The organism is Limnobacter sp. UBA3528 (assembly GCF_002377005.1).
Classification (GTDB): Bacteria; Pseudomonadota; Gammaproteobacteria; order Burkholderiales; family Burkholderiaceae_B; genus Limnobacter.
The window spans coordinates 19,068-32,118 of the sequence record NZ_DFOZ01000057.1; the positions used below are offsets into that span (position 1 = coordinate 19,068).

Below are 13,051 nucleotides of genomic sequence, written 5' to 3' on the forward strand. Positions count from 1 at the left end.
TTGACATTTTTAACCGAATTGGAGCAAGTACATGAAAACCAAACCGATGTTGTCTGCCGACGACGTTCAAGCAATTTTGACAGCTGCCCGCGCGGAAGCCGAAGCCAACAGCTGGGCTGTAACCATTGCCGTGGCAGACGACGGCGGACACTTGCTGGGTCTGATCCGCCTGGACGGCGCACCACCCATGAGCGCACACATTGGCCCTTCCAAGGCCAAGTCTGCGGCCATGGCCCGCAAAGACACCAAAATTCTTGAAGACGTGATCAACAACGGCCGCACTGCCTTTGTAACCGCTCCTTACGTAGACGGCCTGCTGGAAGGCGGCGTAACCATTGTGGTCGATGGCCAGGTGGTGGGCGCTGTGGGTGTTTCTGGCGTTAAATCAGATCAAGATGCGCAAGTGGCTCGCGCCGGTATTGCAGCACTGAAGCTGTAATAGTTGCTATTTGAGCTCTTCAGAAAACCCCGGGCATTGGCCTCGGGGTTTTTTTATGTCCGTACGCTCGTCTAAAATGGAACGGTAATTACCGATTCTGGAGCGCTATGAGCTATCAACCTAATCCGGTTCCCAATCAGGAGGAGTCCAACCGCACCATCGTTTTGGTGGCGTACGTGTTGGGCGCTGTGGGTATATTCACGGCCTTTATTCCAATCCTGATCGCTCTCATTATTTGTTACGTGAAGCGGGGTGAAGCAACCGGCACCATTTATTACAGCCATTACGACTGGCTTATTTCAACCTTCTGGATCGGCATGTTCTGGTTCGTGGTGGCCATGGTCACCATGGTGTTTGGCGTGGGCTTTATTGTTTACGGCGTTTTAAGTGTGTGGTTGCTTTACCGCTTCGTGAAGGGTTTGCTCCGTTTTAGCGAAAGGAAAGCGGTTGTTTAATCAAGCTGGGGTTGTATTGGGCCGGCTTGCTGGCGTTTGCTTGCTGGTGTTGTTGCAGGCCTGTGCTGGTTTGCAAGAGGGTGATGCTGACGCTGTGGTGCTTGAAGACGGCACCGTTTTTACCGGCTTTGAAACAGAAAAACCTGCCGTGCAAAAAGCTTTGTTGGCCCAGTTTCGCGAGTGGCGCGGCACACCTTATAAATTGGGAGGCAATTCAAAAGCGGGCATCGATTGTTCAGCCTTTGTTCAACAAACCTTGTCGACTCATTTCGACATTACTGCGCCGCGCAGCACTACCCAACAAGTCAATATGGGTGCAGAAGTCGACCGCGATTCGATGCAGGTGGGCGACCTTGTATTTTTCCGAACGGGCTACACCACCAAGCATGTTGGCTTTTACTTGGGCGATGGCAAGTTTCTGCACGCATCAACCAAGGTAGGTGTCACCATCAGCAGGCTAGATGATTTGTATTGGCGCAAAACTTTCTGGAAGGTGCGCAGGGTGATGTGAATTACTCAGCAAATTCATTATTTGCACGCAAAAGGCCTGATGTAAACCGTACATACTGTTTGTCACAGAACAGGTCAAAGACCACCAACAGCGATCGAATATTATCCTACTTGAATAAAACATATTGTTATACTAAAATAGGATTCTTAAGTGATGGAGGTAACTATGCTTCAAACTCTTCGCAGAGCCGGGGGCTCGCTCGTGATGACCGTGCCCAAGGCGTTTATTGAGCAGAATGGTTTGGGCGAGGGTTCTCAGGTGGAATTGCATCTTCTGGGCAAGACAATGACAGTTGAAGCACCGACCCGTCCACGTTACAAACTGGCTGATCTCATGGCTGAAATGCCGGAAGGGTTGCCGCTTGCCGAAGGCTGGGATGAAATGCCCTCGATTGGGTTGGAGAACGGCTAATGGCGTATATGCCAAACCGCGGCGATATCGTGCACCTTGATTTCGATCCGTCATCTGGTCGAGAGATGAAAGGCCCACATTTTGGCCTTGTTCTAAGCGGAAAAGTATTTAATCAGCAGGGTTTGGCGATGATTTGCCCAATTTCTCAAGGGGCTGCTGCTGCCGCTCGGACTTACGGGACGGTCGTCACTTTGATGGGTGCTGGCATCGACACTCAGGGCGCAGTGCATTGCCATCAATTGAAATCACTAGACTGGCGATCGCGGAATGTGCGTCTTAAAGAAACGGTTCCGCAGTACATCGTAGACGAGGCCTTGGCCAGAATCGAGGCCATCCTATTTGAATGACGCTCACCAAAGCTTTTTAAATTTTAGTCATTCGTGTCTTATTCAAAAAAACCCGCCAAACTTCGGCGGGTTTTTTTTATTACTAAATACAACGCCGGTTTATCGCTGCTGGGCCAGTGCCTCAATGCGCTGCTCAATGGGTGGGTGGCTGCTGAACAAGGCCATCACGCCGCCCTTGCCTGAAATACCTGATGCAGCCATGTTCGAAGGCAGTTCACCCGCCTGCATGCCACCCAAACGCTTCAGGGCGGAAATCATGGGTTGCTTGTTGCCCATCAACCATGCGGCACCCGAGTCGGCGCGGAATTCACGCTGACGCGAGAAATACATCACGATGATGGAAGCCAAAATACCCAGCGTAATTTCCATCACGATGACCGTGATGAAGTAACCCATGCCCGTGCCGCTCGATTCGGAATCGTCTTTGCGCAAAAACTGATCCACCATAAAGCCCACCACGCGGGCCAGGAAAAACACGAAGGTGTTCACCACGCCTTGAATCAGCGTGAGCGTGACCATGTCGCCGTTGGCAATGTGCGCCACCTCGTGCGCCAATACGGCTTCGGCTTCTTCGCGGCTCATGCTTTGCAGCAAGCCGGTGCTAACCGCCACCAGTGAATTGCTTTTGCTGGGGCCGGTGGCAAATGCGTTGGGTGCACCTTCGTAAATGGCCACTTCCGGCATGGCAATACCGGCTTTGTCGGCAAAGCGCTGCACGGTGCCAACCAACCACTGCTCGGTGGGGTTGCGCGGTGTTTCAATCACCTGTGCGCCGGTGCTCCACTTGGCTACTTTTTTGCTGATCAACAGGCTGATGAATGAACCACCAAAGCCCAGTACAGCACTGAATGCCAGCAGCATGGTCAGGTTAAGCTGACCCCCGGCCATGAACTGGTTCAAGCCCAGCACATGCACGGTTATGCCCAGTACCACCATGATGGCGACGTTGGTGGCTAAAAATAAAACAATGCGTTTCATGATGCGTGTTGTCCTTTCAACAATTGCAAGGGGGTCACCTGGTGAAGGGTGTGTTTCAGTTGGCGGCGAACAGCACGTGCTGCTGATTCAACCGCTTTGTCAATTGCGCTAAGCCAATGCGGCCCGGCGCTGTCTACGATCAATGGGGCTTCTTGCCCATCGATACGAATTTCAATTACACAGTTGCGCTGGTCGGCCTGCTGTGCAGAATGCCGGTCCAGCTTCACGGTGATGTTTTTAATCTGGGTCGAAAGTCGATTGATGGCCGAGCGCACACGGCGTAGTACGTACCTGCGCAGGGTTTCATCGATCTCGGGATGCCGAGCCACAATTTCAGTTTTCATGGGTGCGTCCTCCTTTCGGGGAAATAGACAGTTGAAGTGTACGCCGGTTCAATGTAAGAATAAATGGAACAATTGCTTAGTAAATATTCGAATAAATCGAAGGGTTAATGAAACTTACCGACTTGAACTTTCACCACCTGCGCTATTTCTGGATGGTGGCCAACACGGGTAGCCTGACTGCGGCGGCCGAGCGACTTGGGCTGCGCGCGCAAACGCTTTCCAGCCAAATTACCCAGTTGGAACAAACCTTGGGGCGGGCTTTGTTTCAGCCGGTGGGGCGGGGTTTGGGGTTGACCGAGGCCGGGCGAATTGCCCTTCGCTATGCCGATCAAATTTTTCAGTTGGGCGAGCAAATGGCTGAAAGCCTGGGCGATGAACAACTGGATTACACACTGCGCTTGTCGGTGGGCATTGCCGATGCGCTGCCCAAAACCGTGTCGTTTCACATGATTGAGCCAATTTTAGGCATGCAGCGGCCTGTGCGGCTGGTGTGCCACGAGGGCAGGTTCGAGGCGCTTTGTTCTGAGTTGGTACAACACAGCGTCGACGTGGTGTTGGCCGAGCGCCCCGGTGGCCAGGGTACGGCACACCTGCAGGTGGCCAAACTTCTAACCTATCCGGTGCGAATTTTTGCGAGCCCCAACTTGAAACAAAAGTACGAGAAGAACTTTCCGCACAGCCTGCAACACGCACCTTTCCTGATGCCATCGCGCAACAACGTGTTGCGACTGAAGCTTGAACACTGGCTTGAAAGCGTGGGTGTTGAAGTAACCGTGGTGGGTGAATTTGACGACCTGGCCTTGCTGGAAACTTTTGGCCGGGCGGGTTTGGGTTTGTTTGCGGTGCCCGCCCTGCTGATCGAAGACGTGGTGCGCGACCACACTGTGGTGCACATGGGCGATGCACAAGGCGTGGTTGAAGATTTTTTTGCATTCACACACCCGCGCAACTTGAGCCACCCGGCCTTGAAGTTGCTGTTTGGCCAAGGCACCAATACAAACCCGAATCGCCCCGATTAATCGCTTGCAGTACACTGCGACCTTCCCTGTCACTTACCCGTACGGTTTTCTATGTTCTTGCGCATTGTTGCGGTTATTTTTCCAGTGTTTGCGGTAGTGGCCCTTGGGTATTGGTACGGGCGGGTGAAAAACCCCGACATGAAGTTTGCCAATCAGCTGAACATGGAAATTTTTGTGCCGGCGCTGGTGTTCTCGGCCTTGGCCAGCAAGTCGTTTGAAATTGAGTCGTATTGGCTGCTGGCTGTGGGCGGTGCCATTGTGGTGTTGGGCTCGGGTTTGCTGGCTTGGCCAATTGGCCGTTTGTTGGGCATTGAAAGCCGAATTTTCGTGCCCCCCATGATGTTCAACAACTCTGGCAATATGGGTTTGCCGCTGGCCATTCTCGCTTTTGGCGAGGAAGCCTTGCCCGCTGCGGTAATGTTGTTTTTGGTGGGCAACACGCTGCACTACTCGCTGGGCACCTGGATGATGAGTCCCAATGCCCGTATTTTAATGTTGTGGAAAGAGCCTGTAATTGCCGCGTCGATTGCAGGTTTGCTGGTCAGCGTACTGAAAATTGAAGTGTGGGCGCCCCTGTATTTTGCGATCGACATGGTGGGCGATGTGTCCATTCCATTGCTGTTGTTTTCGTTGGGGGTTCGCTTAACCCAAGCCGACTTTTCGGATGTGAAGCTGGGTGTGATTGGTGGCGTACTGTGCCCTTTGACTGGCCTTATATTCGCGGCGCTGTGCGTGTGGCTGCTGCCCCTAAGCCCCGAACACACGGCGATGCTGATTGTGTTCGGTGCCCTGCCGCCGGCGGTGCTCAGTTTTGTGTTTGCTGAAAAATACGGCCTTCAGCCCCAGCGAGTGGCTTCACTGGTGATGATGGGGAACCTGATGAGTCTGATCTTCGTGCCGATGGCCTTGTATTGGGTACTGTGACCCGTTGCCCGGGCTGGGCATGCTAACCCACACCCGTTCAGTTTTGGGCAGTCGCAGGGTGGCATTGGCCAGCAAGTCGGGGTATTGGGCCAGGTCGATGACCAGCCTTTCTTTGCGGGGGTCATTGTAAACATGGCCCAGCGTGGGCCCAGTGCGCATGCCCAAGGCCGTGAATTCTGGTGTTTTCATCCACAGGCCCAGTGGCAGCATTTCCATGGTGTTGTAAATTTCGCCAATTTTATTGGTAGGCAATGTGCCCACATGCACTTGTACGTAAGGCCCCAGTGGCGAACGCAGTACGGTTTTAATGGCGCGCAACTCGGTGCTTAATTGCAGTGGGGGTAGTGCGCTGCCCAGGGCAATCCGTATGGTGTTCCCTTGTAGCTTTACGGCGGCTTCATCAATTTTTATAAAGCTGCCAAGTTTCAAACCTGCGTAATCAATCAGTGGCATTACTGATACACCAAACATGCGCACTTCTGCGGGCGTGAATTCAAGGTGCTGCTGGTCGTTGGAAATAAGCAGTGGGCCGCTGAGTTTGGCAGGCAACCAGAACAATGGAATGCCAAAAATTTCAGGCTTTACCTGCAGGGAAAGCTGCAAGTGAGGCTCGCCAATGCTGGTGTTGACTTTGCGAATCGGGCTGCCTTCGAAGTTGAACAAGGCTTTGTTCATCAGCGTGTTCAATGCTGTTTCGCCCAGTGAAATTTCCCCCACATGCACGGTTTGTGCAGCTGTGGGTAGTTGGCCAAGGTCTGTTGAATCGGTGCTGGCCAACAGCTTTTCAACGCGCAGCTCGATCCCTTCCCTCGACAACAGCGTGGCATGGTGTACAGCCAGGGTTACGGCCTCTTGCCTGGTGTTCATTGCTTCAAGCTGGGCAATTGCAGCTTCGCCTGTGTTGAGCAAAGCCATTTCAGCTGGGTTCAGCAAACCTTCCTGAGCGCTCATCCACAGGGCGCCGTCGGTGCGAAGCTGAACGGTGCTGGTGTTGATCAGGCTGTTAAGATCGTGCAGGGCAATGGGCAAACTGCCATTGCTGATTCCGGTGACCAAAGTGGGTTGGCCCGCCAGCACCATGCCTGCGGCACGCAATTCACCACCGTGGGTGTACACAAAATTGACTGGGCAATCGGCTTTGCAAAAAAAGAGGGGTGCTGGGTTGGCCTTGCCCAACAAAACAATCACTTCACCTTGCCCCAACTGCACGTCGTTCAGTTCAAAAGAAAGTTTGGGGGCGGGCACCACTTGATCAAGCCGAAGCACCATGGCTTGGCCTTGCAAAGCGACAGCTTTGGACTTCATGTCGATCAGCGATTGCAACTGAATATTAGTGGCCAGCAAGGCTTTGTACAGGGGAACACCAGCCACTTTCAGGGTGCGCGGGGTGAGGGTAATTTCCCCTGCATTGGCCACGGTGGGTGTGCCTTCCATGGTGAATGGAATCCACAGGCCCAACCTTTTGATGTCGCCGGTAATCAGTATGCCGTCGGTTTGCGTAGTGACTTGCTTGATTCTCAACGGTGCTTCGCTGGCCTCAAGCTCGGCTTGCACAAGTGCCTGCAACACGTTGTCGGCAATTCGAAGTTGTGCATGTTCTACGTTCACTTGGTAGGCCGCCAGGTTTTCGAGTGAAACAGGGGTGTTGGGCTGTGTGGCAGCAACTGTGCCGTGTAAGGTTTGAATATCAAACTGGATGTTGTTGGCCAAAGCCAACCGGCTGTTGCGCACCTGCACCAAAGCCTGTTCAGTGGGCTGCCAGGTGTTGGGAAGCGCAATACGCCAGTCCTGAACTTTCTCCAGGTTATTGGCCCACGCGCTGGGGGCTGTGCACACGGTGAATACAGCCAATGCGAGGGTTGCCAACAGGCGTGCTTGACGCTTCATCACGGTCGCTTAGAGTGAATTTGGGGTGAAGTGTAGCCGGATGTGACTGTTTTTAATGGAATTGCTGTTCTAGGTGTTGTTATTTGGGTGTATAGCCCCATACCTCGTTCAAGCGGTTTTCGCGGCCACAGGTGGTTTTGTAATACCGATACCGCAAGGGGTTTTTGCGGTAAAAATCTTGGTGATATTCTTCGGCCACGTAGAAGGTGTGGGCGGCCTCAACCGTGGTGTAAACGGTTTTGAATTTTCCGGTGCCCAACAGTTGTTCTTTGCTTTGTTTGGCCTCGCGGTGCTGCTGCTCATTCAGGTAAAAAATGGCCGACCGGTATTGTTCGCCTACATCGCAAAATTGCCGGTTTTCAACGGTGGGGTCAATATTGGTCCAAAAGGCTTTCAACAGGTTGCCGTAGCTGATTTGCTGAGGGTCGTATTGCACCCGCACCACTTCTACATGGCCAGTGTTGCCCTGGCTGACCTGCTCGTAGGTGGGGGAGGAAGTGCGTCCGCCTGTGTAACCCGACTCAACCGATTTCACGCCTCTGATTTTCTCGAATACTTCTTCCATGCACCAAAAGCAGCCGCCTGCGAATATGGCCTGCTCCAGTTTTTGGGCGTGTGCCTGGGGTAAAAGGCCTGAAATCCCCAACAACAAAGTTGCAGTGTTACGCGACCAAACCACCCAAGCCATGCAAGTACTCCTTGTGCAACATTCAAACTGATTGTGGTGCCAACCACGGTTTTGCTTTCAATCAGACTGGCTTTTTGAAATAATGTTCACCCTTTGCCAGAAAAATCAGTGAAATCATGAGTTTGTTGCCACACGAGTTGGAATTGCTAGCCCCCGCACGCGACGTTGAAATTGGTCGCCAGGCGATTCTGCACGGTGCAGACGCGGTTTATCTGGGCGGGCCGGTGTTTGGTGCACGGGCCAATGCGGCCAATTCGGTGGCCGATATTGCGAAGCTGGTGGAATTTGCCCACCGCTACCACGCGCGTATTTTTACGACCATTAACACCATTCTTCACGATGCCGAGCTGGAAGAAGCCCGCAAGCTGGTGTGGCAGTTGTATGACGCAGGCGTGGACGCGCTGATTATTCAGGACATGGGTTTGCTTGAAATGGATTTGCCACCCATTCAACTGCATGCCAGCACGCAGTGTGACATTCGCACCGTTGAGAAAGCGAAGTTCTTGGCAGACAGCGGCTTTTCGCAGTTGGTGCTTGCGCGTGAATTGACTGTTGACGAAATTACGGCAGTGCATGCGGCGGTGGGCGACAGCGCCACCATTGAGTATTTCATTCACGGTGCGTTGTGCGTGGCGTTTTCGGGGCAGTGTTATATCAGCCATGCTGAGACAGGTCGCAGTGCCAACCGTGGCGATTGTTCGCAGGCTTGCCGCTTGCCTTACACCTTGACTGACCAAAGTGGCGCTGTGGTGGCCTTTGACAAGCATTTGCTGTCGATGAAGGACAACAACCAAAGCGGCAACCTGGAACATTTGATTGACGCGGGTGTGCGTTCTTTCAAGATTGAAGGCCGCTACAAAGACATGGCCTATGTGAAAAACATCACGGCCCACTACCGTATTTTGCTGGACGAGATCATGGAGCAGCGTGGTGAGTTCACCCGCGCTTCCAGCGGCAACACCCGCCATTATTTCAGGCCCGACCCCGACCGCAACTTTCACCGTGGCTCAACCGATTACTTTGCCAGCGGCCGGAAAATTGACATTGGTGCATTTGATTCACCTAAGTTCATTGGCCAACCCATTGGCCATGTGGTGGCTGTAAACGACAAAAGCATTGACATACAAACCAGCGACGAACTGAACAACGGCGATGGCTTGAACTTCATGCGTAAGCGGGAAGTGGTGGGTTTGCATGTGAACCGCGCAGAGAAGTTGCACAACAAGGGAGAAGGACAAGCGGTGTACCGCGTGTTTCCCAAAGACCCAATCAACAGCTACGGTGGCCTGAAAGCGGGCTTGCCCATGCACCGCAACCGCGACCACGCCTGGGACATGGCGCTGACCAAGGAAAGTGCCGAACGCCGAATTGGCTTGTGGCTAACGCTGACCGAGAGGATGGAAGGCAATGTGTTGAAGGGCTTGCAACTGAGCCTGACCGATGAAGATGGCATTGCCACCACCACGCAGCTTGAAATGAATCTGGAAATGGCCAAGCAGGCCGACACGGCAGTTGAAAGCATTAAAACCCACTTGGCCAAGTTGGGCGGCACTGATTATTCCGCTTTGGGGCTGAACGTACACCTAAGCCAGCCCTGGTTTGTGCCTGCCAGTGCCTTGAATGGCATGCGCAGAGAAGCAATTGAGGCTTTGAATGCAGCCCGCGTGGCTGCCTGGCAACGCCCGGCTCGCAAAGAGCCAGTGCAGCCTTATGTGGACTACCCGGAAAAGTCGCTGAGCTTTCTGGCCAATGTTTACAACGACAAAGCGCGTGAATTTTACAAAAAACATGGTGTGCAGATGATTGCCGCCGCGTATGAGGCTCATGAGGAAGCTGGTGAGGTTCCTGTCATGATCACCAAGCATTGTCTGCGATTTTCTTTTAATTTGTGCCCAAAACAGGCTAAAGGTGTAAAAGGCGTTCAGGGGCAGGTGAAGGCTGAGCCCATGGTCTTGGTCAATGGTGATCAAAAGTACACCCTGAAATTCGATTGCAAACCCTGCGAAATGCACATCATGGGTAAAATGCGCAAAGACATTTTCAACAGCCCACCCCCGTCGGTGGTGCCAATTACTTTCATGAAGCGCAAGCCGGCGTAAGCTTTTAGCCACGTTTCCGTGCCGTGATATTCGATTTCACGGGTACGTCAAATTTTTGTCATTTTTTTGTCATAATTCTTGGATACCCTTGCAGGTCTGCGTGAAACTTTCTGCTGGATTAACTATTTACCAATATGTCTGACACCTCGACGATCAAGGTCCCGACCAAACGGGGCGACGCCATATTCGGCTTGTTGACCAGCGGCGCATCTGTTTTCACCTTGCTGATGCTGGGTGGAATCATTGCCTCTCTTGTGTATGCCTCGTGGCCTACCATCACCGCCTTTGGTTTTGATTTCCTGTTCACCGCGAACTGGGATCCCCCCATCGACGAATACGGCGCACTGGTGCCGATTTACGGCACTTTGGTCACCTCATTTATCGCCCTGATCATCGCTGTGCCAATCAGCTTCGGTATTGCGCTGTTCCTCACAGAATTGTCCCCAGTTTGGCTGCGCCGCCCGCTGGGCACCGCGATCGAGCTGTTGGCGGCAGTGCCGTCAATCGTGTATGGCATGTGGGGTTTGTTGGTGTTTGCGCCAATTTTCGCCAAATACGTGCAGGCACCCCTGAATGCGACCGTCGGCGAAATCCCGGTGATCGGCGCCTTGTTTTCCGGCCCGCCCATTGGTATTGGTCTGCTGACCGCCGGTGTTGTGCTGGCCATCATGATCATTCCCTACATTGCAGCCGTGATGCGCGATGTGTTTGAAGTAACCCCAGTGATGCTGAAAGAGGCTGGTTATGGCATGGGTTGTACCACTTGGGAAGTGGTGTGGAAAATTGTATTGCCGCACACCAAAGTGGGTGTGATCGGCGGCATTATGCTGGGCCTTGGCCGCGCCTTGGGCGAAACCATGGCGGTGACCTTCGTGATTGGTAATACCAACTACCTGAATGACATTTCGCTGTTCTCTCCCGGTAACAGCATTACCTCCGCACTGGCGAACGAATTTGCGGAAGCCGACGCTGGTCTGCACACCTCGGCCTTGATGGAGTTGGGCTTGGTGTTGTTTGTGATCACATTCTTCGTTTTGGTGGCCTCGAAGTTGTTGCTGGCCAAATTGTCGAGCAACGGGAGATAAACCATGAGCAGCATTTATTCTGACCAGACCAATGCTCCAAAAGTGAGCGCTGTAACCACAGTGGCCACCGATGAAAAGATGCGCGTCAAGATGCAGGCCAAGCGAAAGCTGGTTAACACTGCCGCACTGACACTGTCTTTGGCAGCGATGGCTTTTGGCCTGTTCTGGTTGATCTGGATTTTGTACACCACGGTAACGCTAGGTATCAGTGGCTTGTCTGCCCAGTTGTTTACTGAAATGACGCCTCCCCCCAATGCTGAAGGCGGTGGTTTGGCCAACGCGATCATGGGTACCTTACTGATGGTTGGGTTCGCCACCTTGTTTGCGACACCTTTGGGCATTCTTGCGGGTGTTCACCTGGCCGAGTCCAGGAAAGACAACAAATTGGCCATATCCGTGCGTTTCTTCAACGACATTTTGCTGTCAGCCCCTTCCATTGTGATTGGTCTGTTTGTGTACGCTGTCATGGTTCGACCCATGGGACATTTTTCAGCCTGGGCCGGTGTTGTAGCCTTGGGCTTGATTCAAATTCCAATCGTGATTCGAACCACCGAGAATATGTTACGCCTGGTGCCCGATGCCCTGCGCGAAGCCGCTTTCGCCTTGGGAACACCCAAGTGGAAAATGGTGATGGCCATTACCGTGAAGGCCAGCTATGCAGGTATTTTGACCGGCATTTTGCTGGGCGTTGCACGCATTGCCGGTGAAACCGCTCCCCTGTTGTTCACGGCGCTGTCGAACCAGTTCTGGAACAGCGACATGATGAAGCCCATGGCGAACCTGCCTGTGATCATTTTCAACTTTGCACTGAGCCCGTTCACGAACTGGCAAGAGCTTGCGTGGGCAGGTGTATTCCTGATCACCGCCGGTGTGTTGGTGTTGAACATCATCGCGCGTTCGCTGCTGAAGAACTCGAAATAACTGACCTTTGAAGGCCCAGACCATGTCTACGATTGACGTTGAAGAAAAGATCAAACTTGAAGTGAAGAACCTGAACTTCTATTACGGTTCATTCCATGCGCTGAAGTCGGTCAATTTGAGTATTCCGGAAAAGAAAGTCACTGCTTTCATCGGACCTTCTGGCTGCGGCAAGTCGACCTTGCTGCGCGTATTCAACAAGATGTTTGCCCTGTATCCCGAGCAGCGTGCCGAGGGTCAAATCTTGATGGACGGTGAAGATTTACTGACCAGCAAGAAAGACATTGCCTTGATTCGCTCCAAAATTGGCATGGTGTTTCAAAAGCCAACGCCGTTCCCGATGTCGATTTATGAAAACATCGCTTTCGGTGTTCGCTTGTTCGAGAAGTTGTCCAAAGGCGAAATGGAAGAGCGTGTTGAGTGGGCGCTGACCAAGGCTGCACTGTGGAAGGAAGTCAAGGACAAATTGCACCAGAGCGGCAACGGTTTGTCGGGTGGTCAGCAACAGCGTTTGTGTATTGCACGCGGCATTGCGATCAAGCCCGAAATTTTGTTGCTTGATGAACCTTGTTCAGCACTGGACCCGATTTCTACAGCCAGTATTGAAGAGCTGATCACCGAGTTGAAAGAAGATTACACCGTGGTGATCGTGACCCACAACATGCAGCAGGCCGCACGTGTTTCCGATTACACCGCCTACATGTACCTGGGCGAGTTGATTGAGTTTGGTGTAACCGATCAGATTTTCCTGAAACCCAAGAAGCAGGAAACCGAGAACTACATCACAGGTCGATTTGGCTGATGAGCTGTTAAGTAATTGAGTTGATTGAAAAAAACCACATTTGGGCAGCCGAGTGTGGTTTTTTGACATTTATGTTAATGCCTTATATCTGTCATGATTCTGAAACATTTGTAAGGCACTATGACCGTACTTTAATAAGTGAGG

At 52.6% G+C, this 13,051-nt stretch carries 15 protein-coding genes; 11 read left to right on the forward strand and 4 right to left on the reverse strand.

What is annotated here, in order from left to right:
• Positions 1-31: 31 nt before the first annotated feature.
• The 5 genes from B4N58_RS15435 to B4N58_RS15455 all read left to right on the forward strand — a co-directional run bounded on the left by B4N58_RS15435 (position 32) and on the right by B4N58_RS15455 (position 2,163).
• The gene (locus tag B4N58_RS15435) at positions 32-439 is read left to right on the forward strand and encodes a heme-binding protein (protein WP_008248170.1); all 408 of its coding nucleotides are present in this window, start codon (positions 32-34) and stop codon (positions 437-439) included.
• 107 nt (positions 440-546) lie between these two features.
• Positions 547-894 (forward strand): DUF4870 family protein, encoded by a 348-nt coding sequence (locus B4N58_RS15440; RefSeq protein WP_291750623.1) that lies wholly within the window; start codon positions 547-549, stop codon positions 892-894.
• Complete coding sequence (locus B4N58_RS15445; protein WP_008248165.1) at positions 887-1,405, forward strand: NlpC/P60 family protein; 519 nt, start codon at positions 887-889, stop codon at positions 1,403-1,405. The genes B4N58_RS15440 and B4N58_RS15445 overlap by 8 nt, the downstream gene beginning before the upstream one ends.
• A gap of 165 nt (positions 1,406-1,570) precedes the next feature.
• Positions 1,571-1,816: an AbrB/MazE/SpoVT family DNA-binding domain-containing protein gene (locus B4N58_RS15450; RefSeq protein ID WP_040512262.1), complete on the forward strand. Its 246-nt coding sequence runs from the start codon at positions 1,571-1,573 to the stop codon at positions 1,814-1,816.
• Positions 1,816-2,163, forward strand: coding sequence for a type II toxin-antitoxin system PemK/MazF family toxin (locus tag B4N58_RS15455; RefSeq protein ID WP_008248163.1), 348 nt, complete (start codon positions 1,816-1,818; stop codon positions 2,161-2,163). Before B4N58_RS15450 ends, B4N58_RS15455 begins: the two co-directional genes overlap by 1 nt.
• Positions 2,164-2,262: 99 nt before the next feature.
• Here B4N58_RS15455 and htpX read toward each other — a convergent pair whose 3' ends face one another.
• Together htpX and B4N58_RS15465 are read right to left on the reverse strand one after the other, a co-directional pair.
• The gene (htpX, locus tag B4N58_RS15460) at positions 2,263-3,141 is read right to left on the reverse strand and encodes a protease HtpX (RefSeq protein WP_291750624.1); all 879 of its coding nucleotides are present in this window, start codon (positions 3,139-3,141) and stop codon (positions 2,263-2,265) included.
• Positions 3,138-3,485 (reverse strand): HPF/RaiA family ribosome-associated protein, encoded by a 348-nt coding sequence (locus tag B4N58_RS15465; RefSeq protein ID WP_291750625.1) that lies wholly within the window; start codon positions 3,483-3,485, stop codon positions 3,138-3,140. Before B4N58_RS15465 ends, htpX begins: the two co-directional genes overlap by 4 nt.
• Before the next feature lie 107 nt (positions 3,486-3,592).
• Here B4N58_RS15465 and B4N58_RS15470 point away from each other — a divergent pair, with 107 nt between their 5' ends.
• Positions 3,593-4,504: a LysR family transcriptional regulator gene (locus tag B4N58_RS15470; protein WP_291750626.1), complete on the forward strand. Its 912-nt coding sequence runs from the start codon at positions 3,593-3,595 to the stop codon at positions 4,502-4,504.
• Between the two features lie 51 nt (positions 4,505-4,555).
• Entirely contained in the window at positions 4,556-5,428 is an 873-nt protein-coding gene (locus B4N58_RS15475) for an AEC family transporter (RefSeq protein ID WP_040512261.1), read from the forward strand.
• Here B4N58_RS15475 and B4N58_RS15480 read toward each other — a convergent pair.
• Positions 5,360-7,315: a hypothetical protein gene (locus tag B4N58_RS15480; RefSeq protein WP_291750627.1), complete on the reverse strand. Its 1,956-nt coding sequence runs from the start codon at positions 7,313-7,315 to the stop codon at positions 5,360-5,362. The genes B4N58_RS15475 and B4N58_RS15480 overlap by 69 nt on opposite strands.
• Positions 7,316-7,394: 79 nt before the next feature.
• Positions 7,395-8,003, reverse strand: a complete 609-nt coding sequence (gene msrA, locus B4N58_RS15485) for a peptide-methionine (S)-S-oxide reductase MsrA (RefSeq protein ID WP_291750628.1) — start codon at positions 8,001-8,003, stop codon at positions 7,395-7,397.
• A 116-nt stretch (positions 8,004-8,119) separates the two neighbouring features.
• Between msrA and B4N58_RS15490 the strand changes: the two genes are divergently transcribed.
• From B4N58_RS15490 to pstB, 4 genes are all read left to right on the forward strand, one after another.
• Positions 8,120-10,102 carry a peptidase U32 family protein gene (locus B4N58_RS15490; RefSeq protein WP_291750629.1) on the forward strand — a complete coding sequence of 661 codons (1,983 nt, stop codon included), beginning with the start codon at positions 8,120-8,122 and terminating at the stop codon, positions 10,100-10,102.
• 134 nt (positions 10,103-10,236) lie between these two features.
• On the forward strand, positions 10,237-11,187 hold the full coding sequence (gene pstC, locus B4N58_RS15495; RefSeq protein ID WP_008248151.1) for a phosphate ABC transporter permease PstC: 951 nt from the start codon (positions 10,237-10,239) through the stop codon (positions 11,185-11,187).
• 3 nt (positions 11,188-11,190) lie between these two features.
• Entirely contained in the window at positions 11,191-12,108 is a 918-nt protein-coding gene (pstA, locus tag B4N58_RS15500; RefSeq protein WP_008248149.1) for a phosphate ABC transporter permease PstA, read from the forward strand.
• Between the two features lie 22 nt (positions 12,109-12,130).
• The gene (gene pstB, locus B4N58_RS15505; RefSeq protein ID WP_008248147.1) at positions 12,131-12,907 is read left to right on the forward strand and encodes a phosphate ABC transporter ATP-binding protein PstB; all 777 of its coding nucleotides are present in this window, start codon (positions 12,131-12,133) and stop codon (positions 12,905-12,907) included.
• Positions 12,908-13,051: the final 144 nt, after the last annotated feature.